The organism is Roseateles sp. GW821-FHT03B02, assembly GCF_059421025.1.
On the sequence record NZ_JBWKUV010000004.1, the window covers coordinates 112723 to 136656 of the forward strand.

Below are 23934 nucleotides of genomic sequence, written 5' to 3' on the forward strand. Positions count from 1 at the left end.
CTCGACCTCACGATGTGGCGCCTCCTTAATCGGAGGTACAGGTTGGGGTCATGCAGCGTACAGGTGCGGCAAGAAGAATCGTCCGCAACGAAGGGCCGCAACGGCAGTGCAGGCGATGACGCCAACCGATGCCGGTCCTTCGCTCCGCGCTTCAGCGCCTTCACGCAACGTCAGCCTACGCCAATGAGCTTCACTTTTCGCCGCTTCGCCATCCCCGAGCATCTGTTTCGCCGCAGCCTGGTCGCCGTCGCGATCGGCTGGAATGCGCTTGCCGCTGTCGCCGCAGGAGGCCCGCCGATGGTCACCGACGACCCGGAGACACCCGGGGACGGAAAGTGGGAGATCAACGCTGCACTGGTGGCCAGCCGAAGCTCGGGTCAGCGCGAGCTGGCGATGCCGGACCTGGATATCAACTACGGGCTGGGTGAGCGGATTCAGCTCAAGCTCGACGTACCCTGGGTCCGGCTTTCGCCAGCAGGCTCGCCGACTCGCAGTGGACTCGGCGACGCGGATGTCGGCGTGAAGTGGCGCTTCTACGACGACGAGGATTCGGGGGTGTCGGCGTCGATGTATCCCCAATACAGCCACGCGCTCACTCACGGTTCGATCCGGCGTGGAACGGCATCGCAGGGACACGAGTTCTTCCTGCCGCTCGAGGTGGCGGGGGAGATCGCCGGCGTGGGCCTGGTCGGCGAGGTCGGCAAGAACTTCGTCCAGGGGCAGAAGGGGCAATGGATCGCCGGCGCGGTCGCCTCGCACGCCTGTGGTGACGGCAACGAATGCATGTTCGAGGTTCGCCGGGCACAGGGCGATTCGCAGCACGAGACCCTGTTCAATCTGGGCTTCCATCGCAAGCTAGACGACTCCCTGTCGCTGCTTTTCGCGGCCGGCACGGAGCGAGGTACGCGATCGGACGAGCGGCGCCAGGCCCTGGTTTACCTGGGCCTGCAGTTCACGCACTGATGGCGATCGAGATCCCCATGTCGATTCGAATACCCGCCACGCTCATCCCGGGAGACGGGATAGGTCCTGAAATCGTCGATGCCACGACCACCGTGCTCGAGGCCCTGGGCGCACCCTTTGCCTGGGAGCGCTGTTCGGCAGGGCTCGCAGGCGTTCGCGAGCATGGCGATCCGCTGCCTGGGCAGGCGCTGGACAGCATCCGACGAACCCGCCTGGCCCTCAAGGGGCCTCTGGAGACGCCGTCCGGTGGCGGCTACCGGTCTTCCAACGTCCGCCTGCGCGAGGAGTTCGGTCTCTTTGCCAACGTGCGGCCGGCGCGAACCATCGTTTCCGGCGGCCGGTTCGAAGACATTGATCTCATTGTCGTCCGAGAAAACCTCGAGGGGCTGTACATCGGCCACGAGCACTACATTGCCATCGGCGCGGACCCCCACGGGGCAGCCATCGGCACGGGCGTCAACACGCGTGCTGGCAGTCTGCGCGTGCTGGACTATGCATTCCGGCTCGCGATCGCCGCCGGCCGCAAGAAGGTCACCGTCGTCCACAAGGCCAACATCCTGAAAGCGTTGACGGGGCTGTTCCTGGAGACGGCGACGCAGCTTTGGGAAGAGAAGTACCGCGGGCAGATCGAGTTTGAATCGGTGATCGTCGACGCCTGCGCCATGAAGCTGGTGTTGAACCCGCACCAGTTCGATGTGCTGGTGACCACCAATCTCTTTGGCGACATCCTTTCGGACCTGGCTGCAGGCCTGGTGGGCGGACTCGGCATGGCGCCGGGCGCCAACATCGGTGCGGAGGCGGCAATCTTCGAAGCCGTCCACGGATCGGCGCCTGACATCGCTGGCATGGGTGTCGCCAACCCGACGGCGCTGCTCCTTGGCGCGGCCATGATGCTGGAGCATGTCGATCTGCACGACAAGGCGAGGCGTCTTCGTTGCGCTATCGACGAGACCTTGAACGTCGATCGGATCCGGACGCCCGACTTGTGCGGGAGCGCGACGACGCAAGTCTTCACGAAGGCGCTTATTCGGCGTATCGGCAGCCCCTAACTTTGTTCTTAGGCGGTTGAACCGAGAAGTTGCTGCTGGCGCCGAGTACCAACGACAACCCAGGTCATCGATACCCATCTCGCCTGGTTCAGCAGGGCAGGGAAGGCCCGTGGCATTGATGTCGCATAAGCGTTAGCCGCTCAAGTGCGTGGCGACTGGTGGCGGACGAAGTTCGTCGCCCCGCCATGGCGCCGCATTAGCGTGGGCGGGTAGTGGCACAACCGGAGGGCTGGCAGAGGCCACAAGCAAATACTGTTAATACATACAGTATTATTGCGTCATCGACCTTGTCGAGCCGTCGAGCTGAGGGGCGTGACAACTGCCACGAGCCGCATCTCCGGCGCGCCAGGGGTACTGATCCGCCCCTGAACCATGTGCTCGAACTACGAACCCATCACGGACAACGATCGGTTGCTGGCCAGCTTCGGCGTCACCCTACCTGAGGGGGCGGACCCGGCACCTTGCTGCAGTGCGGGCGTCATGGCGCCATTCATTGTGTCCGCCGAGGTGAAGTTGCCGGATGTGCTGGGCGATGCCAGGTTCGGTCTGCTGGGCCTGCTGCCGCGCTTTGCGACCGACGTCGGCTTTGGAAAGCACACCTACAACTGCCGCACCGAGACGATGAAGTCCAAGCCGGCTTTCCGGGAAAGCTGGTGGGCAGGTCGGCGCTGCGTGATCCCGGTGAAGCTGATCTCGGAATGGAACTTTGAATCTGGCCGGCCGCAGATGTGGAATATCCAGCGGGCTGACGAGGAGCCCATGGGCCTGGCGGGCCTGTGGAACGAATGGACCAGCCCGGCGGGCGAGAAGCTGCTGTCGTTCAGCATGCTGACCGTCAACGCCGATGGGCATGAGGTCTTCGCGCGCATGAATGCGCCCGACCATGAGAAGCCCATGCCGGTCATCCTGCCGGTCAGCGCGCAGGAGCTGTGGCTCTACGGCTCGCTCAAGGACGCCGAGCGTTTGCTGGTGCGCTATCCGGCGGAGCAATTGCAGGCCGGCCCGCGGGAGCCGTCGGCCCCGGCGCCGCGCGAGCCCAAGAGCTGGGCGGCTGTGCCCGACATGTTCGCGCCCGAGTGGCATGCCCTGGCGGTAGAACAGCCACGCAAGCGTGCGACCCGCACGCCGCGGGCCCTGCCGCCCAAGCCGCCCGAACTGCCCGGCCCGACGACGGGCGATCTCTTCTGACTGGAGTCGACATGCAACTCGACGTGAACAGCGTGGACACCAGCGACGAGCGCCGACGGATCCGGCAGCGCAGTGTCACGACGGGTTCTGGCGGTGTTCTACCAATGGCTGCTGGCGCAACGACAGTTGGCGCCACCCGGCTCCGCGACCGATCAAGGCGATCGGCTACAGCTTGAAGGGCTGAAAGAGCTGACGCACTCCGTGAGCGACGGCGACGTGCCGATCTCGAACAACTGGGTCGAGAGCCAGATCCGCCCGATCGCGGTCGGTAGATCGAATTGGCTACTCGCCGGCAGACTGCGCGCGGGTAAATGCGCTGCCGCCGTCGTGAGCCTGCTGCACTCGGCTCGCATCAATGGGCGTGACCCGTACGCCTGCCTACATGACTTGGTGGATCGCTTGCCTACTCACCCGGCCAGCCGGATCGACGAGCTGCTGCCGCATCGCTGGTCACCCACAGCCTGACGCCATCCTCGCCAGCCGTGGTCGTCAAGGTGTGTTGGGCGGGCGGCCGCTTGCATGCAGCCGAACACTCAGGCTGATCTACCTGCCAACTCCCGCAACCTGCTGATTCCAACGGGTTCTTCGGCTAGCAGCGGCACCAGTGCGTACCGGTGTGCATGCTGCTTCGCAACTGCGTCGATGAACGTCAACTCCTTGGCCGCCCGTGCGCGCAGCAGTGGCGAACTCACGCCTGTGGCCGCCACACTGTTGTTGATGACCCAGGCCCAGGGTTCGATGCCCGCGCGGCGAAGGTCGCCTTGCAGCACCGCCGCCTCCTGGACCGGCGTGTTCTCGGCCAGTGTGGTGATCAGCACCTTGGTCCGGTTCGAATCTTGCAGCTGCATCATGGGTGTCGTGAAGTGCACGCCCGAGGCGGACATCTGCCTGGCAATCTCCCGGTGGTATGCGCCGGTGGCATCGAGCAGCAGCAGGGTGTGGCCGGTCGGCGCCGTGTCCATGACCACGAACTTGCGGCCGGCCTCACGGATGACGCGCGAGAACGCCTGGAAGACCGCTATCTCTTCGGTGCAGGGTGAGCGCAAGTCCTCTTCCAGCAGTGCGCGGCCCTGTGCGTCGAGGTTCTTCCCTTTGCTGGCCAGCACCTGGTCGCGGTAGCGCTGTGTCTCGATCTGCGGGTCGATCCGACTGACGCTCAGGTGCTCCATCTGGCCTGCCAGCGTGTCGGTCAGATGTGCGGCCGGGTCCGACGTCGTCAGATGCACCGGCAGACCGCGCAGCGCCAGCTCGACCGCGATGGCTGCAGCCAGTGTGGTCTTGCCCACGCCGCCCTTGCCCATCACCATGATGAGTCCGTGCCCCGGCTCAGCGAGACCGTCAATCAACTGGGCCAAGCTCGGCGCTTGAAGGGGTTGCGCCCCTCCGGATGCGGTGTGTGGGAACGGCGGCGAGGGCTCGAAGAACCGGCGCAGCGCCTCCAGGCCGACCAGGTCAAAGGCCTTCAGCGGCACCTGGTCCGTGGGCAGCTCGCGCAGGACCTCGGGCATGGCCGCGAGCGCGGCCTGCTCGCGCCTGACCACTGCTGCCGCCAGCGGATCGTGTGCAGCCTCAGTCTCCGGCATGACGCCGTTGACGACCAGGTGCTGGCGCGTCAGCCCGATGCGCGCAAGCTCGTCGTGCGTGCGCGCTACTTCCTTCAAGGTGGACGCCTGCGCCCGGGCCACCAGGACCAGGCGGGTGCGCTCGGGGTCAGCCAGGGCGTCAACAGCAGCCTTGTACTGGGTGCGCTGCTTCTCCAGGCCGGCCAGCGGCCCCAGGCAGGAAGCATCACCCTTGCCGGCCTCAAGGAAACTGTTCCAGGCGCCCGGCAGCTGCAGCAGCCGGATCGTGTGGCCGGTGGGAGCGGTGTCGAAGATGACATGCTCGAAACGCGCCACCAGTGCTTCGTCGGTCAGCAGACCCGTGAACTCGTCGAAGGCGGCAATCTCGGTGGTGCAGGCACCGGAGAGCTGCTCCTCGATGCCCTTCACGACATCGGACGGCAGTACGCCGCGAACCGGGCCGACGATGCGGTCGCGGTAGCCCTGAGCCGCAGCCTGCGGGTCAATCTCGAGCGCCCACAGGTTTTGTACGGTGGGAACCGCCGTGACATCGTTGCCGATGTGGATGCCGAAGACCTGGCCCACGTTGGAGGCTGGATCGGTGCTGACCAGCAGCACGCGCTTGCCTGCATCCGCCAGCCTGACGGCCGTGGCACAGGCCAGCGAGGTCTTGCCCACGCCGCCCTTGCCGGTGAAGAAGGAGAAGCGTGGCAGCCCGTCGATGAACTTCATGGCGTCACGCGAATCAGCAGCACTTGCCGCCGCTGCAGCAACTGGAAGTGCCCGCAGCCACGTTGGGAGCATCGATGCCTGCCCACTGGCTCAACTGCTGCCGGCTGGGATAGCGGCCCGCCAGCACCACCCGGCCATCCAGAACGGTGATGGGCAAGGCATCCTGCCCGGAGCGTTCCAGGAGGTCGCGCACCGTCTCGTTCTGGGCGAAGACCAGCGGCTGCTGCGCCAGGTTGAAGCGCTCGATCTGCGCACCCAGGCCCTTGGCCCAGTCGATGTCGGCCGCTGCCTGCAACAGATGTGCGTCAACGTCCTGACTGCAGACGCCGCTGCTGCAGCACAAGGCGGGATCAAAGATCTGAATCGCGGACATGGGGTACTCCTTGCTTGGGCGATGCGTGGGAACTGTCATCCGAACGTTGCAAGTCTGGTATTTGGTGTGTGCGGTGGACTTGTTTTGCATCAACATTTCCAAGTTTATAGAAGCATGCAAGCATGAACGAGAAAGTCGCCCTCCGTTCCTTCGGCGCCTTGGCCCAGACCCTGGAGCTGCCGGTGGAAACCCCCTCCTGCCACCTGTAGGAATTGAGCCATGGAGGCCAGGTGGGCCAGCAAGGCATCAGCCGCCAGATGGTCTGCCGGGCGGTGTTCGATCACATGAACGAACTGCTGGCCTATCCCGCCGAGAACTGCTGCCCAGGCGTCACCTGCACCACCGCAGACAGCACCGTGGCCAGTGCCTGCCGATGAACATCTTCAGCGGCCTCGTCATCTGAACGGGCAACTCGGCGCGCGCCGTCATCGCCGATGGCCTGATGCCGGAGCCACCCTGTCCGCCCCGGTCACCAGCCCAGCTCGGCCGCCAGTGACCGGGCGGCTCAACTTGCTCCGAGTCCAGCCCTGCGCCGCCGATGAACGAGATACCAGGCCGCCGGGATGACCAGCATGCTGAGCAGCGGCGCCGTCACCATGCCGCCCACCATCGGCGCCGCGATGCGCGTCATGACTTCCGAGCCTGTACCGTGGCCGAGCAGAATCGGCAGCAGGCCCGCCATCACGACGGCCACCGTCATGGCCTTCGGTCGCACGCGCATGACCGCGCCGTCGCGGATGGCCGCCAGCAGCGTCGCTTCGTTGTCTGGCTCGCCAGCGGCCAGGCGCTGCTTCCAGGCGTTCTGCAGGTAGACCAGCATCACCACGCCGAACTCGGCAGCGACGCCGGCCAGGGCGATGAAGCCGACGGCCGTGGCGACCGAGATGGCATGGCCGAGCGCCCACACGAACCAGAAGCCGCCCACCAGCGAGAAGGGCACCGCCGCCATGACCAGGGCGGCATCTCCCGCGGAACGGAACAGCAGGTAGAGCAACACGAAGATGACGGCCAGCGTGATGGGCACGACCAGCTTCAGCCGCTCGGTGGCCCGCTCCAGGTATTCGAACTGGCCGGACCAGGACAGCGCATAGCCCGCCGGCATCGCCACCTGTTTGCCGACCACCGCCTGCATCTCGTGCACGACCGAGCGCAGGTCCCGGCCACGCACGTCCACGTAGACCCAGCCCGAGAGGCGCGCGTTCTCGCTGCGCACCATGGGCGGCCCGTCCTCGATGGCGATGCGGGCCACGTCCTGCAGCAGCACCGTGGCCCCCTTCCCGGACACGAAGGGCAGTTGGCGCAGGCGTTCCAGCGAGTCGCGCACCTCGCGCGGGTAGCGGACGTTCACCGGGAAGCGCTCGCGCCCCTGGATGACCTCGCCGACGTTGTCGCCGCCGATGGCAGTGGCGACGACCGCCTGGACGTCGGCCACTGACAGGCCGAAGCGGCCCGCCGCGCTGCGGTCCACGTCCAAGTCGATGTAGCGCCCGCCCGTGAGGCGCTCGGCCAGTGCAGACGACACGCCCGGAACGCCTCGCACGGCGGCTTCGATCTGCACCGTCAGCCGGTCGATGGTGCCCAGGTCGGCGCCGGCGACCTTGATGCCCACGGGGCTCTTGATGCCGGTGGCCAGCATGTCGATGCGGTTGCGGATAGGCGGGACCCACACGTTCGACAGCCCCGGCACCTTGACGATACGGTCCAGCTCCTCGACGAGCTTCTCCGGCGTCATGCCGGGCCGCCACTGCTCGCGCGGCTTGAACTGGATGGTGGTCTCGAACATCTCCAGCGGCGCGGGGTCGGTCGCTGTGTCCGCCCGGCCGGCCTTGCCGAACACCCGCTCGACCTCCGGCAGCGTCTTGATGAGCCGATCCGTCTGTTGCAGCAGCTCGGCCGCCTTGGACACGGGCATGCCGGGCAGCGCCGACGGCATGTACAGCAGGTCGCCTTCGTCCAGCGGCGGCATGAACTCGCCGCCGAGGCGGGCCACGGGAATCGCCGTGATGGCCAGCACCAGCGCCGCGGCCAGCAGCGTCAACTTGGGGAAGCGCAGCACAGCCTCCAGCGCCGGCCGGTAGAGGGCGATGAGAACGCGATTGACGGGGTTCGCCGTCTCCCTGGGGATTCGCCCGCGGATCAGGTAGCCCATCAGCACGGGCACCAGGGTGATTGAAAGCCCGGCGGCCGCGGCCATGGCATAGGTCTTGGTGAAGGCCAGCGGCGCGAACAGGCGGCCCTCCTGCGCCTCCAGCGTGAAGACCGGCAGGAAGGACAGCGTGATGACCAGCAGCGAGAAGAACAGCGCCGGACCGACCTCGACAGCCGAGCCCGCGACCAGCGCCCAGCGCTCGGCAGTCGTCGGCTGGCGCCCCTGCGCCGCCTCGAAGTGCTCCAGGTGCTTGTGGGCCGCCTCGACCAGCACGACCGACGCATCGACCATCGCCCCCAGCGCGATGGCCACGCCGCCCAGTGACAGGATGTTTGCACTGACGCCCTGCCAGTGCATCACGACGAAGGCCGCCAGCACGCCGATCGGCAGCGTCACCACGGCCACCAGGGCGGACCGCAGGTGGAACAGGAAGACGGCGCAGACCACCGCGACGACGATGAACTCCTCTACTAGCTTCGCGCGCAGGTTGTCGATGGCACGGTCGATGAGCCTGGAGCGGTCGTAGGTCTCGACGATCTCGACGCCGCTGGGGAGGCTGGGCCGCAGCGCTTCCAGCCTGGCCTTGACGGCGGCGATGGCGGTGCGGGCGTTCTTGCCCGAACGCATGATGACCACACCGCCCGTGACCTCGCCCTCGCCGTCGAGCTCGGCGATGCCGCGGCGCATCTCGGGCCCCAGCTGTACCGTGGCCACGTCGCGCAGCATCACGGGCGTCGCACCGCTCACGGCCAGCGGGACGCTGCGGAAGTCATCCAGCGTCTTGAGGAAGCCGCGCGAGCGCACCATGTATTCCGTCTCGGCCATCTCGACGACCGAGCCACCGGACGACTGGTTGGCCTGTTGCAGCGCCTGGGTCACCTGGGCCAGCGTGACGCCCAGCGCGCGCATGCGGTCCGGGTCCAGCACGACCTGGTACTGGCGCACCATGCCGCCGATGCTGGCGACCTCGGCCACGTCCGGCACGGTCTTGAGCTCGAACTTCAGGAACCAGTCGTTCAGCGCGCGGAGCTGGCCGATGTCGGTGCGGCCGGTCCGGTCGACCAGGGCGTACTCGTAGACCCAGCCCACGCCCGTGGCGTCGGGCCCCAGGGCTGCCGTCGCGCCCGCGGGCAGGCGGCCCTGCACCTGGTTCAGGGACTCCACCACCCGCGACCGGGCCCAGTACGGGTCGGTCTTGTCGTCGAACAGGACGTAGACGAAGGAGTCGCCGAAGAAGGAGTAGCCGCGCACGGTCCTGGCGCCAGGCACGCTGAGCAGGGTCGTCGTGAGCGGGTAGGTCACCAGATCCTCGACGACCTGCGGCGGCTTGCCGGGGTAGGTCGTCCGCACGATGACCTGCACGTCGCTGAGGTCGGGCAGCGCGTCCACCGGCGTGCGGGCCGCCGACCACAGGCCAGCCGCCACCAGGAAGGCGGTGGCGATCAGCACCAGGAACCGGTTGGTGATGGACCAGCGGATGAGGGCCGTGATCATGGGGCACCTCCCGAGGCCGCGGAGGCCGGCCGCGCCGCGGCCATGGCACCCAGCACCGATTTCAGCCGCGCCTCGGAGTCGATGAGGAACTGGCCGCTCACCACCACCTCATCGCCCTCGGCCAGGCCTTGCGCCACCTCGACCTGCTCGCCCAGGTCCACCCCCAGCGTCAAATCACGCGGCTCGAACGCGCCTGCGCCCGTTCGCACCAGGGCCACGGCGCGCGTGCCCGTGCGGATGACGGCTTCGGCGGGCACCACCAGGCGGGCGCTCGTCGCGCCGATGACCTGCAGGCGCAGAAGCATGCCGGGCATCAGCCGGCCGCCACGGTTGTCCACCTCGAAGCGGGCCTGCAAGGTGCGCGTGTCGGCGCTGACCTGGGGCAGGATTTCCTTCAGCTCGCCCGCGAAGGTCTGCGAGGCGTCGGCCTGCAGCGTGGCCCTGACCTTCTGGCCGCGCACCAGCCGAACCGCCTGGGCCTCGGGCACCTCCACGACGGCCCAGACCTTCTCCAGCCCGGCGATGCGGAACAGCGTCATGCCGGGCGACACCTGCACGCCCTCGCGGACGCCCAGCTCGGCGACGACGCCACTGACCGGTGCTGTCAGCGTGAAGCGTGCCTGTGCGGTCCCGCTCTCCTCGCTCTGGCGGATGAGGCCGTCGGGGATGCTCATGGCGCGCATGCGGTCACGCGCTGCGGCCACGATGTCGGCCGACACGCCCGCTCGCTTGAGCGCCAGCCACTCGTTTTGCGGCGCGAGCCATTCCGGCGCAAAGACGACAGCCAGGGCCTGGCCCTTGCGCACCTGCTCCATGGGCGCGCGCACGGCCAGGCGTTCGACGTAGCCGGCCACACGGGACTGGACCGCCGCGCCAAGCCGCTCGTCGAACTGCACCGTGCCCACGGCATCGAACGAGGTGCCCGCGTCCACGCGCCTGACCGTCGCCGTGCGCATGCCCAGGTTCTGCTGCACGGCGGGGCTGATCTTCACGCCGCCGTCGGCGGCCTCGTCGGCATAGACCGGCACGAGCTGCATGTCCATGAAGGGCGACTTGCCCGGCTTGTCGAAGCGGGGCCCTGGCGTCATGGGGTCGTGCCAGTAGAGCGGCCGGCGCTCGCCGGCAGAGGCGGCGGTGGCCGGCGCCGCTGCGCTGATTTGGCCAGGGGCGGCCGAGCGCCCGAGCCAGAAGCCGCCAGCGGCGAGCAGCAGGCCGGCGGCTGTCAGCGAGACGATGCGTGCGGGGCGGTTCATGGGGTGCCTCCCTGGGCGAGCGGTCTGAAGGTCAGCTGGGCCTGGGCTCGGGCCAGGTCCCGCTGCAGCGCGAGCAGCTTGCGTTGAGCCTCCACCTCGGCATGGCGCGCCTCGAACAGCGCGGGCAGTGGCAATTGGTTGGAGCGGTAGGCTGCCAGGGCCGCCGCCGTGCGCTGCCGGGTGGGCTCCATGACGGAGGTGGCGTAGCGGTCTATGCGTTGCTGAAGGCGCGTGGCTTCGCCACTGAGGGCCTGGTACTCGCCACTGGCGGCACGGGTCGCTTCCTCAAGCTCGGCTTGCGCCTTGTCCACGAGCCTCAGTTTGGCCGCGGTCTCGCGGTCCTGACGCTGGCCGGGTGCAATCTGCAGCGGGATGCTGATGCCCACGGAGACCAGGTCCGAGTAGCCGGTGCGCTGGCCATAGGCCACCTCCCAGGTCCAGTTCGGCGAGCGTTCCTTGGCGGCGGCTGCGGCGTTCTGGCGCGCGGCCTCGACCTCGCGTTGCAGCGTCACGATCGCGGGGCTCGTCGCCAGATAGTCCTGCTCGGTGGGCACCTGGAAGGTCGGTGGCGTGGTCAGGCCGTCGGGCAGAAAGCCCACCCAGCGCCTCACGCCGGCCAGCGCCGTCGCCTGTTGCTGGCGGACCTCGGCGCCGTCGTCTTCGGCGACACCGCGTGCGGCGGCGAGCTGCAGGACTTCGGCGCTGCTGCCGGTCGCCGCGGCCAGGCGTGCCTTGGCGGCGGCCAGCTCCTCGTGCAGATGGTGTTCGGCCTGGTTGGTGAGATGCAGCGCCTCGGCGGCGTACCAGGCCTCCACATAGGCCAGTGCCACCTGCAGCCGGGCCTCCGCCTCGGCGACGCCGGCCTGGATGGCTTCGCGCTCGGCCATCGCCCGGGCAACACGCTCGCGGGCGGCGCGCTTGTCGGCCGGGAGCCACTCCTGGCTGACGCCGATGCGTTTCATCGTCATCGACTCGCGGGTCGTGCTGAAGCGGTCGGCGCCAGTGACCGGCAGGTTGTCTATGCCGGCGCGCAGCACCGGGTCGGGCAGCTGGCCGGCAGCCCGGGCGGACTCGTTGGCGCTGGCGGCGGCCGCGCGGCCCGCCCGGGCGGCTTCGGACCGTTGAACGGCCAGGCTCAGCGCCTGGTCGAAGGACAGGGGCTGCGCCGCGACCACCAGCGGCAGCAGGAGCGCGGCAGCCAGTGCGACCGGGCGCGGGAACATCGTGGACATGGGAACTCCGAGGACGAGCGAGAACGCTGCTGGCGAGCGGGCAGGCCGCACCAGCGCCGATCGGTCGACGCAGGGATCAGACCCGGAGTCTGAGCGTGGAAAGGAACAGCGGGTCGGGAGGCGCAAGGGCCTCGGGGGAGGCTGCGGGCAACGCAGCCTGGCCGGCCTCGGCATCCAGCAACAGCGGCAGCTCCAGCACCTGGATGAGCGCCGGCAGCGATGCCGTCGGCAGCTTGATCGCCTCGAAGGTCTTGCCGGAGTCGGCTGCGTGCTGATGGCACAGGGCCGGTTGCTGCGGGTCCATGCCGTCGCAGGGCAGGCCCGCATCCATCATGGCCGCCATCGCGGCCGGGTCCGCCTGTTGCGGGCAGACGTACCCCGCCAGCACCTGCTGCGAGAACAGCAACGACAACACCACGAGGAACGCGGTGGTCAGGCGGTGGATGCGACGGCGCAGCATGGGCGAGTCGAGTGTATCGGCGGCGCTTGCGGGATCGAGGTCGTCCGGCGGCGCACTTGCCGTAGCTTGACTTGCATCAAGCGGGCCCGAAGAGGGCTTGACCTTCCCACGGGGGGAAGGTCCACAGTTGTTCTGCACGATTGCAAAAGGAGCACACGATGCAAGTCTTCCGAGTCGACGACATGAGCTGCGGCCACTGCGTCGCCAACATCACGAAGGCAGTCCGCGCGGTGGATGCCGAAGCCCGTGTGGACGTGGATCTGGCGCAGAAGCTGGTCCACATTGAACCGGTCCGCGCTGACGCAGCCGAGCTGGCCGAAGCCATCGCCGAGGCCGGCTATACGCCGGTGCCGGTGGCAGCTCCGGCGGCCTCACGGCAGCCAGCCGAACGGCGGCCGGGCTGCTGCGGGTGCCGCGGCTGACGCCCTGCAGCGCCGTGGCGCCCACTCGCATTTCCATCAAAGGAGGCGGCGTCTCGGTTGATCCGCATCAAGCCAGGCCGGGCCCACCGGTGCAACGCTCTACCCAAGTTCACAGGAGGTTCGCATGCGTACCGTTTTCACCCTGATGACTGCCGCCGCCCTGGCAGCTTCCGCTCCCTTCGCGGTGGCGCAGTCGGACAAGGACCACGCGGCCCACCACCCCGAAGGGGCCTCTGCGCCTGTCCCCGCGGCGAAGAAGCCCGCGGCGCCGGCCAAGGCGCCGGCAGCCAGACCGCAGGCGGCTGCGCCGGCGGCGTCCGCGGCGTCTGGCGCGAAGGGCATGGGCATGGGTGGCGCAGACATGAAGGCCATGCACGACGACATGCACAAGCCAGGTGGCATGCATGAGCAGAAGCATGGCAAGGACGGCAGGATGATGGGCGCCATGCCTGCCGCATCCGCGGCCAGCCAGTGAGCCGATCATGGGCGACCATGCCACCCCGCCCTCGCGTTGGCGCTCTCCGCTGGGCGTCTTCATGCTCGTCGCCGGTGCCGTCGGCGTGTACTACCTGTTGACGGAACACCTGGCCCATGTGAGCCAGGCGGTGCCTTACCTCTTCCTGCTGGCCTGCCCGCTCATGCACCTGTTTCACGGCCATGGGCATCATGGGCAGCACGGCCACGAGCACCCGAAAGGCAGCTCCCAGTCCGAGGATGGCCCTGGGCGCCGGTGAGATGACCTCGTTCACACCTCCGGCCGGAAGGTGGGCCCATGGCCGGTGAGCACTCCCATGGCGCTGCCGGGCATGCTCACAAGGCCGGCAGCCATCTGATGCCTGACGGCGCGGTGATGGCGGGCGAGCCCAGCAGCCACGCCGCGCATGCGCACCATGGTGATGGCCACCAGGCGCCTGCCGTGGCCATGACCGCCCCGAAGGACGGCCCGGGCCAGGTCGAGTACACCTGTCCGATGCACCCGCAGGTGCGGCAGATGGGCCCGGGCAACTGCCCCATCTGCGGCATGGCGCTGGAGCCCGTGCTTGCCACGGCCGAGCCTGGCGAGAGCCCCGAGCTGCGCGACATGACGCGGCGGTTCTTGGTCGGCACCGGGCTCACGGCACCGGTGTTCGCCCTGGAAATGGGCGGCCACCTTTTCGACATCCACCATCTCATTGCCCAGAAGTCGTCGAACTGGGTGCAACTGCTGTTGGGCACGCTGGTCGTGCTCTGGGCCGGCTGGCCGTTCTTCACCCGCGCCGCGGCGTCGGTGAGGAACCGCAGCCTGAACATGTTCTCCCTCATCGCACTGGGCACGGGGGCGGCCTGGCTCTACAGCCTCGTTGCGACGCTGGCTCCGGGCCTTTTTCCCGCCACTTTGCGCAGCGAGGACGGTGCGGTGGCGGTGTACTTCGAGGCTGCGGCCGTCATCGTCGTGCTGGTGCTGCTGGGCCAGGTGCTGGAGTTGCGGGCACGCGAGAAGACGTCCGGCGCCATCAAGGCGTTGCTCGGGCTGGCGCCCAAGACGGCCGTGAAGGTCATGGCGGACGGCACGGACGAGACGGTGCAGGTGGATGCCATCCAGGTTGGCGACCGGCTGCGCGTGCGGCCCGGCGAGAAGGTGCCGGTCGACGGCGAACTCGCCGAGGGCAAGGGCAATGTCGACGAGTCGATGGTGACGGGTGAGCCCATGCCCGTTGCAAAGGCTGTTGGTTCGAAGGTCACCGCGGGTACGTTGAACCAGACCGGTGGCTTCGTCATGCGAGCCGAGAAGGTGGGCGCGGACACCTTGCTTTCGCAGATCGTCCACATGGTTGCGGCGGCCCAGCGCAGCCGCGCGCCGATCCAGCGCATGGCCGATCAGGTCGCTGGCTGGTTCGTGCCGGCAGTCATCCTCGTGGCGGCACTGACCTTCGCCGCCTGGCTTGCCTGGGGGCCCTCGCCGGCCTTCAGCCATGCCCTTGTCGCCGCGGTGTCGGTGCTCATCATTGCCTGTCCCTGTGCCCTGGGCCTGGCGACGCCGATGTCCATCATGGTGGGCGTCGGCAAGGGCGCCCAGCATGGCGTGCTGATCCGCGACGCGCAGGCGCTGGAGAAGATGGAGCAGGTCGACACGCTGGTGGTGGACAAGACTGGCACGCTGACCGAGGGACGCCCCAAGGTGGTCGCCATCGAAGCGGCAGCGGGCTTCGCGGCAGAGGAGGTGCTGCAGAAACTGGCCAGCGTCGAGCGCGCCAGCGAGCATCCCCTGGCCATGGCCATCGTGATGGACGCGCAGGACCGCCAGCTGCGGCTGTCACCGGTCGGCGATTTCGACTCGCCGGTCGGCAAGGGCGTGGTCGGGACCGTCGACGGTTTGTCCATCGTGTCGGGAAGCGCCAGGTTCCTGGCCGAGCAGGGCATCGACACGGGCAGCCTGTCCGCAGCCGCGGAGCAGCAGCGGCAGAAAGCGGCCACGGTCATCTTCGTTGGCATGGGCGGCAGGCTGGCGGGCTTCGTGGCGATTGCCGACCCCATCAAGCCGACGACACCTCAGGCGCTGCGAGCGCTGAAGGCGGCCGGCGTGCGGGTCGTCATGTTGACCGGCGACGGCCGGACCACGGCCGAGGCGGTCGGGCGAGAACTGGGCATCGACGACGTGGTGGCGGAGGTGTTACCGCAGGACAAGGCCGCCGTCGTGAAGCGCCTGCAGGCCGAAGGACGCGTCGTCGCGATGGCGGGCGACGGCGTCAACGATGCGCCCGCGCTCGCGCAGGCGACGGTCGGGGTCGCGATGGGCACCGGCACGGACGTCGCCATGGAGAGCGCCGGCATCACGCTGGTGAAGGGCGACCTGATGGGCATCGTGAGGGCCCGGACGTTGTCGCTCGCCACGATGCGCAACATCCGCCAGAACCTCTTCCTCAGCTTCGCCTACAACGTGGCCGGCGTGCCGCTCGCGGCCGGCGTGCTGTATCCCTTCTTCGGCGTGCTGCTGTCACCCGTGGTGGCCGCGGCGGCGATGGCGTTGTCGTCGGTCAGCGTCATCGGCAACGCGCTGCGCCTGCGCGCGGCCAGGGTGGAGTGAGGCGGCGCCAACGAGGCGACGCGGGCACCTCGGGAGCTGCGGCATCGAGTTGCAACGGGAGCCGTGTCGGAGCCAGCGGCTCGAAAGCCATGCCGTGCCCGAGCCCGTGCGACATGGCACACAGCCGGCGTGTGACCTGGCGCGCCTTCCACGGCGGGGCTCGGGCGACGGGCGCTCGGCGGCCCCGCCAGCCCGTACTAGGGTTGTCCCCAGGTCTTTATAAATCCGTGATAGGTAATATAACGATTAACTGATGTTGCTTCGGTGGCATCAGGGACGGTGCTGCGTTGAGGCGCAGCCGCCGGCTGGATGAACAAAGGCCTGGCTCGTGCCAGGCCGCAGGAGACGAGGCTTCCTATGCCGTGCACCGACATTGCGGCGCAGCTTGTGCCGTGCTGGCCACTGGCCGGCGCCTGCCCGACCGCCGGGGAGACGCTGCCTTGAGCCACGATCCCTCCCAGTCGGGCCGCCTGCGCAAGGCGCCCGAGAACTTCCTGACGCCCGACGGCGTGCACACCGTCTTCGACGAGGCCGGCCAGGGCCGGCGCGACTTCGTGCGTCAGGCATTCGCCGCCGCGCTCGCGGGCGGCGGTGCCGCGGCGGCCGTCGCGCAGTCCGCCACTGACGGCGACCCCAACATCCTGACCCTGCCCGAGCACAGCAAGGGCCTGGGCCAGGCGGTCGCCTCCGAGGGCTATGGCAAGCCGTCGAAGTACGAGGTCAACGTGCAGCGCCGCCCCAGCCCGGGCCTGACGCAGACGACGCAGGCCTCGGTGTCCTTCGCGCCGCTGCAGTCGTTGTTCGGCATCGTCACGCCCAGCGGCCTGCACTTCGAGCGCCACCACCAGGGCTGGTGGGACATCGACCCATCCAAGCACCGCCTGATGATCAACGGCAGCGACGCCGCGCTGCTGAAGAAGCCCCTCGTCTTCACGATGGACGAGCTGATGCGCCTGCCCAGCGTCAGCCGCTTCCACTTCATCGAGTGCGGCGCCAACACCGGCATGGAATGGGGCAACGTGGCCGTGCCCACCTGCCAGTACACCCACGGCATGCTGAGCTGCAGCGAGTTCACCGGCGTGCCTCTGCGCGTGCTGTTCGACCTCTGCGGCGTCGACTACAAGCGCGCCCGCTACGTGCTGGCCGAGGGCGCCGATGGCTCCAGCATGACGCGCACCGTGCCGATGGAGCTGGTGGAGAGCGGCGAGGTCTTCGTCGCCTACGGCCAGAACGGCGAGATGCTGCGCCCCGAGCAGGGCTACCCGCTGCGGCTGGTGGTGCCGGGCGTGCAGGGCGTCAGCTGGGTCAAGTACCTGCGCCGCCTGGAAGTGGGCGACCAGCCCTACGGCACCAAGGACGAGACCATTCACTACGTTGACCTGATGCCCGGCGGCCTGCACCGCCAGTACACCAGCACGCAGGAGTGCAAGAGCGTCGTCACGACGCCCTCGGGCGGCCAGGTGCTGCTCGACAAAGGCTACTACCAGATCAGCGGCCTGGCCTGGTCGGGCCGCGGCAAGGTCAAGCGCGTGGACGTGACGACCGACGGCGGCCGCAACTGGCGCACGGCGCGGCTGCAGGACCCCGTCATGAGCAAATGCCTGACCCGCTTCACGCTGGACTGGCAGTGGGACGGCAAGCCCGCCATCGTGCAGAGCCGCGCGATGGACGAGACCGGCTACGTGCAGCCCAGCACGCGCCAGCTGCGCGCCGTGCGCGGCACGCGGTCGATCTATCACAACAACTCGATCCAGTCCTGGCTGGTCGAGGAGAGCGGGGAGGTGCGCAATGTCCAGCTCTCGTAAGCGCCTCGGCATCGCACTGCTGGCCCTGGCCGCCGCCGGCGCCGCCACGGCCCAGAGTGCCTACCCCGGCGTCGGCCGTGTCGCCACCCCGGCCGAGATCAAGGCCTGGGACATCGACGTGCGCCCGGACTTCAAGGGCCTGCCCAAGGGCGCCGGCTCGGTCAACCTGGGCCAGGACGTCTGGGAGAGCAAGTGCGCTTCCTGCCATGGCGTGTTCGGCGAAGCCAACGAAGTGTTCTCGCCGCTGGTCGGCGGCACGACGGCCGAGGACATTAAGGCCGGCCGCGTCGCGCGGCTGAACGACCCCACCTTCCCCGGTCGCACGACGCTGATGAAGGTCTCCACCGTCTCGACGCTGTGGGACTACATCAACCGCGCCATGCCCTGGAACGCGCCCAAGTCGCTGAAGACCGACGAGGTCTACGCGGTGACGGCCTATCTGCTCAGCCTGGGCGGCATCGTGCCCGACGACTTCACGCTCAGCGACGCCAACATCGCCGACGTGCAGAAGCGCCTGCCCAACCGCAACGGCGTGACCACCGCGCATGCGATGTGGCCGGGCAGGGGCATGGGCAAATCTGGTGACTTCGATGTCAAGGCCACCGCCTGCATGAGCGACTGCAACGCCGAGCCCAAGGTGGCTTCGCTGCTGCCCGACTTTGCGCGCAACAACAACGGCAACCTGGCCGAACAGCAGCGCCTCGTCGGCCCTCAGCGCGGCGTGGACACCACCCGAGCGCCCGGCGCACGCCGCGACGGCCCGATCAGCGTGGCCGCCACGCCTGCACCGGCGCCCGCGCCGAGTGGCGCCGCCGCCGCGCTGGCGCTGCTGAAGAAGAACTCCTGCACAGCCTGCCACGGCATGGACCAGAAGCTGGTCGGCCCCGGCTTCAAGCAGGTGGCCGCCAAGTACGCCGGCCGCAGCGACGCCGAGGCCTACCTGGCCGCCAAGATCAAGAGCGGCGGCCAGGGCGTCTGGGGCCCGATTCCGATGCCGGCGCAGCCGCTGTCGGACGCCGAACTCAAGACCATCGCCGCCTGGCTCGCCGCCGGCGCCGCCCCTCGCTGACGTGCAGGAATGCCCGCATGCACGCCACCTCCAACAGCTCTAACGTGGACCACCCCAAGGAGACTCCGATGCTGAACCGCCTGAACCGCCGCATGGCGCTTGCCCGCTCCGCCCAGGTGGCCCTGATGCTCGGCGGCCTGGGCCTGCTGCCCCGCGCCGCGCTCGCCGCCTACCCCACTGCCGCCTTCGAAGCCAAGACCATTGCCGACCTGATGAAGGCCCTGGGCGCCGGCGCCCCGGTGGAGAGCAAAGACATCACCGTCACCGCGCCCGACATCGCCGAGAACGGTGCCGTCGTGCCGGTGGGCGCCTCCACCTCGCTGGCCGGCGCCAAGCGCCTGCTGCTGCTGGTCGAGAAGAACCCCAGCGTGCTGTCGGCGGCCTTCGACGTGAACGAGTTCGTCGAGCCCAGCTTCACGACGCGCGTGAAGATGGGCCAGTCGTCCAACGTGCTGGCCGTGGCGCTGATGGCCGACGGCCGCGTGCTTTACGCACAGAAGGAAGTGAAGGTCACCCTCGGCGGCTGCGGCGGCTGATCGCACCCCGCCCGCATTCCATTCGCACCACGAATCCAGGAGACAGACATGCCCGATCCCATGCGCATCCGAGCCCAGGCGGCCGGCGACAAGACCACCGTCCGCGTGCTGATGAGCCACGAGATGGAGACCGGCCTCCGCAAGGACGCCGCCGGCAAGACCATCCCGGCCTGGTTCATCCAGGAGGTCACGGCCCAGCTCAACGGCAAACCCGTGCTGAGCGCCGAATGGGGCCCCTCCGTGTCCAAAAACCCCTTCCTGCAGTTCATCGTGAAGGGTGCCAAGGCCGGCGACAAGATCGCCGTCACCTGGCGCGACAACCGCGGCGAGAGCCGCACGGACGAAGCCACGGTCTCCTGACCCTCTTCATCCGTTCTCCCGTTCGCCACTGCAGGAGAGCCCCATGCGCTCACGACTGATTGCGTTCGCCGCCATCGCGGCCAGTGCGACCGCCACCCTACCCCTGGTGGCCCAGACGCCGCCGCCGCCCAAGTCCGCCGCGGACGGCATCGCCGAATACCGCAAGATGCTCGAAGACGGCAACCCAGCCGAGCTCTTCGAGGCCAAGGGCGAAGACCTCTGGAAGACGCCCCGCGGGCCCAAGAACGTGTCGCTGCAAGCCTGCGACCTGGGCCTGGGCCCGGGCGTGGTGAAAGGCGCCTGGGTGCAGTTGCCCCGCTACTTTGCCGACACGAAGAAGGTGCAGGACCTGGAGTCCCGCCTGCTGAGCTGCATGCAGACCCTGCAGGGCTTCGACGCCGCCGAGATCGCCGCCACGCCCTTCGACAAGGGCGAGCAGGCCACCGTCACGGCGCTCGCCTCGTGGATCTCCTCGATGTCACGCGGCATGAAGATGGCCCTGCCCCAGAAGCATCCCGAAGAAAAGCGCGCCTACGAGCTCGGCAAGCGGGCCTTCTTCTACCGCGGCGGGCCGATGGACTTCTCCTGCGCCAGCTGCCATGGCGAGGACGGCAAGCGCATCCGCCTGCAGGACCTGCCCAACCTGACCAAGAACCCGGGCGACGGCGTCGGCTTCGCGGCCTGGCCGGCCTACCGCGTCTCCAGCGGCGAGATGTGGAGCATGCAACGCCGCCTCAACGACTGCTTCCGCCAGCAGCGCTTCCCCTACCCAGGCTTCGCGTCGGACGTGACGGTGGCGCTGGGCGTCTACATGGGCGTCAACGCCCGCGGCGCCGAGTCCATCGCCCCTGCACTCAAGCGCTGAGGAGAACGACGATGAAGATCCGCCACCTCACCACCCTGGCGCTGCTCGCGGCGAGCACCGCCCAGGCGCAATCCGCCAGGCAGCTTGACCAGCAGGCCACCGCCATGATGCAGGCCTCTTTCCGCGAGCAGGGCATTGCCAAGATGGACCGCATCGCGCAGGACGACGCGCAGAAGGCCTGCTCCCAGGCGCAGCCGCCCTCGGCGGCCGTCGCGAAGAAGATCGAGGCCGCCCAGCTCGCCACCGTCAAGATGCCGGCCGACGGCCAGTTCATCGGCGACTGGAAGGAAGGCGAGAAGCTGGCCCAGAACGGCCGCGGCATGACCTGGACCGACGCCAGTGCCGCACCAGCCAAGAACGGTGGCAGCTGCTACAACTGCCACCAGATCGACAAGAAGGAGATCTCCTTCGGCACGATCGGCCCCAGCCTCTGGAACTACGGCAAGCTGCGCGGCGTCACCGACCCCGCCGACCCGGCCGCCGCGGCCATCGTCAAGTACACCTGGGGCAAGCTCTGGAACAGCAAAGCCTACTCGGCCTGCTCCAACATGCCGCGCTTCGGCCACGCTGAACTGCTGAACGAACAGCAGATCCGCGACCTGATGGCCCTGCTGCTGGACCCCAAGTCTCCGGTCAACCAATAGGCGCGCCATGTCCCTGTCCAAACGCGATTTCCTGCAGGTCCTGTCCTGCGCCGCGGTGGCCGGCATGCCGCTGGGCCGCGAGGCCGAGGCCGCTACCGACAAGGCCGAGGGCCAGCTCTACGACCTGCCGCCCTTCGGCAACGTCTCGCTGCTGCACATGACGGACTGCCACGCGCAGCTGCAGCCCATCTACTTCCGCGAGCCCAGCGTCAACCTCGGCATCGGCGGCATGCAGGGGCAGATGCCCCATCTGGTCGGCGAGTCGCTGCTGAAGGCCGCCGGCCTGCGCCCCGGCACGCCGGTGGCCCACGCGCTGACGGCGCTGGACTTCGAGACCGCCGCGCGCCGCTATGGCCGCGTCGGCGGCTTCGCCCACCTCACCACGCTGGTCAAGCGCCTGAAGGCCAGCCGCCCTGGCGCGCTGCTGCTGGACGGCGGCGACACCTGGCAGGGCTCGGCCACCTCGCTGTGGACGAATGCCCAGGACATGGTGGACGCCTGCAAGCTGCTGGGTGTGGACGTGATGACCGGCCATTGGGAGTTCACTTATGGCATGGAGCGGGTCAAGGAGATCATCGAGAAGGACTTCGCCGGCAAGGTCGACTTCGTCGCCCAGAACGTGAAGACCGCCGATTTCGGCGACCCGGTCTTCAAGCCCTACACGCTGCGCAAGATCAACGGCGTGCCGGTGGCCATCATCGGCCAGGCCTTCCCTTACACGCCCATCGCCAACCCGCGCTACATGGTGGCCGACTGGGAGTTCGGCATCCAGGACGCCAACATGCAGAAGGTGGTGGACGAGGCCCGCGCGGCCGGTGCCCAGCTCGTCTGCGTGCTGTCGCACAACGGCATGGACGTGGACCTGAAGATGGCCTCGCGCGTGCGCGGCATCGACGCCATCTTCGGCGGCCACACGCACGACGGTGTGCCCGTCGCCGTGCCGGTCAAGAACGCCGGCGGCACGACGCTCGTCACCAACGCCGGCAGCAACGGCAAGTTCCTCGGCGTGATGGATTTCGACGTCAAGGGCGGCCGCATGGTGGACTTCCGCTACCGCCTGCTGCCGGTTTTCGCCAACCAGCTGCGCCCCGATGCCGATATGCAGGCGCTGATCGCCAAGGTCCGCGCGCCCTACGAGGCCCGCCTCGCTGAAAAGCTCGCCGTCACCGACGGCCTGCTCTACCGCCGCGGCAACTTCAACGGCAGCTGGGACCAGCTCATCTGCGACGCGCTGATGGACACGCAGGGCGCCGAGATCGCCTTCTCTCCGGGCTTCCGCTGGGGCACCAGCCTGCTGCCAGGTGACACCATCACGCGCGAGCTGCTGATGGACCAGCTCGCCATCACCTACCCCTACGCCACGCTGACCGAGATGACCGGCGCGACCATCAAGACCGTGCTGGAGGACGTGGCCGACAACCTCTTCAACCCCGACCCCTACTACCAGCAGGGCGGCGACATGGTGCGCGTGGGCGGCCTGAGTTACACCATGCGCCCCAACGAGGCCATGGGCAGCCGCATCGCCGACATGCGCCTGAACGGCAGGCCGCTGGACGCCGACAAGCGCTACAAGGTGGCCGGTTGGGCGCCGGTGGCCGAAGAGGCCAGGAGCGCTCCCGGCGTCAAGCCGGTGTGGGAGCACGTCGAGACCTGGCTGCGCGCCCAGGGCGGGCGCGTGAAGCCGCGCACCGTCAATGCGCCCAAGCTGGTCGCCATGCAGGGCAACCCCGGCCTGCTGGGCGGCTGAACCCGGAGCACCCCATGCGCCATTTGCTGATGCTTGCCACGCTGACCCTGGCCTCGGCGGCCCAGGCTGCCGAGGCGCCGCCGCTGTTCAGCTCGCAGCAGCTGACGCCGGAGACGGCCCTCGCTGCGGCCCAGGCGGCGCTGGCCCACTGCCGCAAGGCCGGCCACCAGGTGGCGGTGGCCGTCACGGACCGCACGGGCCTCGTGCAGGTGCTGCTGCGCGACCGCTTTTCCGGCGCCCACACCGTGGACATCGCGCCGCGCAAGGCCTGGACGGCGGCCAGCTTTCGCATGCCCACCGCGGCGCTGGCCGCCGAGACGCAGGCCGGCCGACCTATGAGCGGCATCCGCCAGTCGGCCCAGGTCATGGCCATCGGCGGCGGCCAGGTCATCGAGGCCGCGGGCGCCGTCGTCGGCGCCATCGGCGTGTCGGGCGCGCCCGGCGGCGAGGCCGACGACGCCTGCGCCGCGGCCGGCGTCAAGGCCGTGTCCGAACTGATCGAGTTGAACGGCTGATTCCCCCACCGCGCCAGGAGAACCCCATGCGCAAGCGCTTCCTGCTCGTCCTCTTCACGATGATCCTCGCCACACCACTCGCCTGGGCCGGCGACCTTGTCGTCTACCACTTCGACAATGCCGCCACGCAAGGGCTCAAGGGCCTGCGCAACATCCGCAACCACCTCGACACCGACCCGACCGCGCAAATCACCGTCGTCACCCACGCCGAAGGCGTGGACCTGCTGATGGAAGGCGCCAAGGCCGCCAACGGCACCGAGTTCGCGCCGCTGGTGTCGGCGCTGGAGGCCCGTGGCGTGCACTTCGAGGTTTGCGAGATCACGCTGAAGAACCGCGGCCTGAAGAAGGACCAGTTCGTGCTGGACGCCAACTACACGCCCTCGGGCGTCGTGCGCCTGGTGAAGCTGCAGAAGGAAGGCTACGCCTACATCAAGCCTTGAGCGGCCTCAACG

The 23934-nt window shown here is 68.6% G+C and carries 24 protein-coding genes; 18 read left to right on the forward strand and 6 right to left on the reverse strand.

Annotated elements, in window-relative coordinates:
- The first annotated feature begins 183 nt into the window (after positions 1-183).
- From AC07VX_RS12835 to AC07VX_RS12850, 4 genes are all read left to right on the forward strand, one after another.
- Complete coding sequence (locus AC07VX_RS12835) at positions 184-963, forward strand: hypothetical protein (RefSeq protein ID WP_493165108.1); 780 nt, start codon at positions 184-186, stop codon at positions 961-963.
- 17 nt (positions 964-980) lie between these two features.
- Entirely contained in the window at positions 981-2012 is a 1032-nt protein-coding gene (locus tag AC07VX_RS12840) for an isocitrate/isopropylmalate dehydrogenase family protein (protein ID WP_493165477.1), read from the forward strand.
- Positions 2013-2384: 372 nt separating this feature from the next.
- Positions 2385-3200 (forward strand): SOS response-associated peptidase, encoded by an 816-nt coding sequence (locus AC07VX_RS12845; protein ID WP_493165109.1) that lies wholly within the window; start codon positions 2385-2387, stop codon positions 3198-3200.
- A 72-nt stretch (positions 3201-3272) separates the two neighbouring features.
- A complete protein-coding gene (locus AC07VX_RS12850) occupies positions 3273-3665 on the forward strand; it encodes an IS66 family transposase (protein ID WP_493165110.1) in 393 nt (130 codons plus the stop codon).
- 68 nt (positions 3666-3733) lie between these two features.
- Here the strand turns inward: AC07VX_RS12850 and arsA are convergent, their stop codons facing one another.
- Together arsA and arsD are read right to left on the reverse strand one after the other, a co-directional pair.
- Complete coding sequence (arsA, locus tag AC07VX_RS12855) at positions 3734-5494, reverse strand: arsenical pump-driving ATPase (RefSeq protein ID WP_493165111.1); 1761 nt, start codon at positions 5492-5494, stop codon at positions 3734-3736.
- Between the two features lie 13 nt (positions 5495-5507).
- Positions 5508-5867: an arsenite efflux transporter metallochaperone ArsD gene (arsD, locus tag AC07VX_RS12860; RefSeq protein ID WP_493183903.1), complete on the reverse strand. Its 360-nt coding sequence runs from the start codon at positions 5865-5867 to the stop codon at positions 5508-5510.
- A gap of 230 nt (positions 5868-6097) precedes the next feature.
- On the opposite strand from arsD, the gene AC07VX_RS12865 reads away from it, so the two are divergent.
- Complete coding sequence (locus tag AC07VX_RS12865) at positions 6098-6244, forward strand: hypothetical protein (protein WP_493165113.1); 147 nt, start codon at positions 6098-6100, stop codon at positions 6242-6244.
- A gap of 128 nt (positions 6245-6372) precedes the next feature.
- Here the strand turns inward: AC07VX_RS12865 and AC07VX_RS12870 are convergent, their stop codons facing one another.
- From AC07VX_RS12870 to AC07VX_RS12885, 4 genes are all read right to left on the reverse strand, one after another.
- Positions 6373-9510, reverse strand: coding sequence for an efflux RND transporter permease subunit (locus AC07VX_RS12870; protein ID WP_493165114.1), 3138 nt, complete (start codon positions 9508-9510; stop codon positions 6373-6375).
- Complete coding sequence (locus AC07VX_RS12875) at positions 9507-10763, reverse strand: efflux RND transporter periplasmic adaptor subunit (RefSeq protein WP_493165115.1); 1257 nt, start codon at positions 10761-10763, stop codon at positions 9507-9509. Before AC07VX_RS12875 ends, AC07VX_RS12870 begins: the two co-directional genes overlap by 4 nt.
- Entirely contained in the window at positions 10760-11995 is a 1236-nt protein-coding gene (locus tag AC07VX_RS12880) for a TolC family protein (protein ID WP_493165116.1), read from the reverse strand. Before AC07VX_RS12880 ends, AC07VX_RS12875 begins: the two co-directional genes overlap by 4 nt.
- A 76-nt stretch (positions 11996-12071) precedes the next feature.
- Complete coding sequence (locus tag AC07VX_RS12885) at positions 12072-12455, reverse strand: hypothetical protein (protein WP_493165117.1); 384 nt, start codon at positions 12453-12455, stop codon at positions 12072-12074.
- 158 nt (positions 12456-12613) lie between these two features.
- On the opposite strand from AC07VX_RS12885, the gene AC07VX_RS12890 reads away from it, so the two are divergent.
- The 13 genes from AC07VX_RS12890 to AC07VX_RS12950 all read left to right on the forward strand — a co-directional run bounded on the left by AC07VX_RS12890 (position 12614) and on the right by AC07VX_RS12950 (position 23922).
- Positions 12614-12877: a heavy-metal-associated domain-containing protein gene (locus AC07VX_RS12890; protein WP_493165118.1), complete on the forward strand. Its 264-nt coding sequence runs from the start codon at positions 12614-12616 to the stop codon at positions 12875-12877.
- Between the two features lie 124 nt (positions 12878-13001).
- Positions 13002-13352 carry a hypothetical protein gene (locus AC07VX_RS12895; RefSeq protein ID WP_493165119.1) on the forward strand — a complete coding sequence of 117 codons (351 nt, stop codon included), beginning with the start codon at positions 13002-13004 and terminating at the stop codon, positions 13350-13352.
- 7 nt (positions 13353-13359) lie between these two features.
- The gene (locus tag AC07VX_RS12900) at positions 13360-13611 is read left to right on the forward strand and encodes a DUF2933 domain-containing protein (RefSeq protein ID WP_493165120.1); all 252 of its coding nucleotides are present in this window, start codon (positions 13360-13362) and stop codon (positions 13609-13611) included.
- 38 nt (positions 13612-13649) lie between these two features.
- Positions 13650-15941 carry a copper-transporting P-type ATPase gene (locus AC07VX_RS12905; protein ID WP_493165121.1) on the forward strand — a complete coding sequence of 764 codons (2292 nt, stop codon included), beginning with the start codon at positions 13650-13652 and terminating at the stop codon, positions 15939-15941.
- Positions 15942-16381: 440 nt separating this feature from the next.
- Positions 16382-17746: a sulfite dehydrogenase gene (gene soxC, locus AC07VX_RS12910; RefSeq protein ID WP_493165122.1), complete on the forward strand. Its 1365-nt coding sequence runs from the start codon at positions 16382-16384 to the stop codon at positions 17744-17746.
- The gene (locus tag AC07VX_RS12915; RefSeq protein WP_493165123.1) at positions 17730-18815 is read left to right on the forward strand and encodes a c-type cytochrome; all 1086 of its coding nucleotides are present in this window, start codon (positions 17730-17732) and stop codon (positions 18813-18815) included. The genes soxC and AC07VX_RS12915 overlap by 17 nt, the downstream gene beginning before the upstream one ends.
- 68 nt (positions 18816-18883) lie before the next feature.
- Positions 18884-19351, forward strand: coding sequence for a thiosulfate oxidation carrier protein SoxY (gene soxY / locus AC07VX_RS12920; RefSeq protein ID WP_493165478.1), 468 nt, complete (start codon positions 18884-18886; stop codon positions 19349-19351).
- Positions 19352-19399: 48 nt separating this feature from the next.
- Positions 19400-19711, forward strand: coding sequence for a thiosulfate oxidation carrier complex protein SoxZ (gene soxZ, locus AC07VX_RS12925; protein WP_493165124.1), 312 nt, complete (start codon positions 19400-19402; stop codon positions 19709-19711).
- A 43-nt stretch (positions 19712-19754) separates the two neighbouring features.
- A complete protein-coding gene (gene soxA / locus AC07VX_RS12930; RefSeq protein ID WP_493165125.1) occupies positions 19755-20576 on the forward strand; it encodes a sulfur oxidation c-type cytochrome SoxA in 822 nt (273 codons plus the stop codon).
- A gap of 11 nt (positions 20577-20587) precedes the next feature.
- Positions 20588-21220: a sulfur oxidation c-type cytochrome SoxX gene (gene soxX, locus AC07VX_RS12935; protein ID WP_493165126.1), complete on the forward strand. Its 633-nt coding sequence runs from the start codon at positions 20588-20590 to the stop codon at positions 21218-21220.
- A 7-nt stretch (positions 21221-21227) separates the two neighbouring features.
- Positions 21228-22967, forward strand: a complete 1740-nt coding sequence (gene soxB / locus AC07VX_RS12940; protein WP_493165127.1) for a thiosulfohydrolase SoxB — start codon at positions 21228-21230, stop codon at positions 22965-22967.
- Between the two features lie 14 nt (positions 22968-22981).
- Positions 22982-23482: a GlcG/HbpS family heme-binding protein gene (locus AC07VX_RS12945; RefSeq protein WP_493165128.1), complete on the forward strand. Its 501-nt coding sequence runs from the start codon at positions 22982-22984 to the stop codon at positions 23480-23482.
- 26 nt (positions 23483-23508) lie between these two features.
- Complete coding sequence (locus AC07VX_RS12950; protein ID WP_493165129.1) at positions 23509-23922, forward strand: DsrE family protein; 414 nt, start codon at positions 23509-23511, stop codon at positions 23920-23922.
- Positions 23923-23934 lie beyond the last annotated feature (12 nt).

What these genes read in the sequence shown, in the direction of transcription:
- AC07VX_RS12915 (WP_493165123.1), top strand. Translation starts at nt 17,730, where the DNA reads ATGTCCAGCTCTCGTAAGCGCCTCGGCATCGCACTGCTGGCCCTGGCC.
- AC07VX_RS12835 (WP_493165108.1), top strand. Translation starts at nt 184, where the DNA reads ATGAGCTTCACTTTTCGCCGCTTCGCCATCCCCGAGCATCTGTTTCGC.
- soxY (WP_493165478.1), top strand. Translation starts at nt 18,884, where the DNA reads ATGCTGAACCGCCTGAACCGCCGCATGGCGCTTGCCCGCTCCGCCCAG.
- soxB (WP_493165127.1), top strand. Translation starts at nt 21,228, where the DNA reads ATGTCCCTGTCCAAACGCGATTTCCTGCAGGTCCTGTCCTGCGCCGCG.
- AC07VX_RS12895 (WP_493165119.1), top strand. Translation starts at nt 13,002, where the DNA reads ATGCGTACCGTTTTCACCCTGATGACTGCCGCCGCCCTGGCAGCTTCC.
- soxA (WP_493165125.1), top strand. Translation starts at nt 19,755, where the DNA reads ATGCGCTCACGACTGATTGCGTTCGCCGCCATCGCGGCCAGTGCGACC.
- AC07VX_RS12905 (WP_493165121.1), top strand. Translation starts at nt 13,650, where the DNA reads ATGGCCGGTGAGCACTCCCATGGCGCTGCCGGGCATGCTCACAAGGCC.
- AC07VX_RS12880 (WP_493165116.1), bottom strand. Translation starts at nt 11,995, where the DNA reads ATGTCCACGATGTTCCCGCGCCCGGTCGCACTGGCTGCCGCGCTCCTG.
- AC07VX_RS12890 (WP_493165118.1), top strand. Translation starts at nt 12,614, where the DNA reads ATGCAAGTCTTCCGAGTCGACGACATGAGCTGCGGCCACTGCGTCGCC.
- AC07VX_RS12885 (WP_493165117.1), bottom strand. Translation starts at nt 12,455, where the DNA reads ATGCTGCGCCGTCGCATCCACCGCCTGACCACCGCGTTCCTCGTGGTG.
- AC07VX_RS12950 (WP_493165129.1), top strand. Translation starts at nt 23,509, where the DNA reads ATGCGCAAGCGCTTCCTGCTCGTCCTCTTCACGATGATCCTCGCCACA.
- soxZ (WP_493165124.1), top strand. Translation starts at nt 19,400, where the DNA reads ATGCCCGATCCCATGCGCATCCGAGCCCAGGCGGCCGGCGACAAGACC.
- AC07VX_RS12945 (WP_493165128.1), top strand. Translation starts at nt 22,982, where the DNA reads ATGCGCCATTTGCTGATGCTTGCCACGCTGACCCTGGCCTCGGCGGCC.
- AC07VX_RS12900 (WP_493165120.1), top strand. Translation starts at nt 13,360, where the DNA reads ATGGGCGACCATGCCACCCCGCCCTCGCGTTGGCGCTCTCCGCTGGGC.
- soxX (WP_493165126.1), top strand. Translation starts at nt 20,588, where the DNA reads ATGAAGATCCGCCACCTCACCACCCTGGCGCTGCTCGCGGCGAGCACC.
- arsA (WP_493165111.1), bottom strand. Translation starts at nt 5,494, where the DNA reads ATGAAGTTCATCGACGGGCTGCCACGCTTCTCCTTCTTCACCGGCAAG.
- AC07VX_RS12870 (WP_493165114.1), bottom strand. Translation starts at nt 9,510, where the DNA reads ATGATCACGGCCCTCATCCGCTGGTCCATCACCAACCGGTTCCTGGTG.
- AC07VX_RS12840 (WP_493165477.1), top strand. Translation starts at nt 981, where the DNA reads ATGTCGATTCGAATACCCGCCACGCTCATCCCGGGAGACGGGATAGGT.
- AC07VX_RS12875 (WP_493165115.1), bottom strand. Translation starts at nt 10,763, where the DNA reads ATGAACCGCCCCGCACGCATCGTCTCGCTGACAGCCGCCGGCCTGCTG.
- arsD (WP_493183903.1), bottom strand. Translation starts at nt 5,867, where the DNA reads ATGTCCGCGATTCAGATCTTTGATCCCGCCTTGTGCTGCAGCAGCGGC.
- AC07VX_RS12845 (WP_493165109.1), top strand. Translation starts at nt 2,385, where the DNA reads ATGTGCTCGAACTACGAACCCATCACGGACAACGATCGGTTGCTGGCC.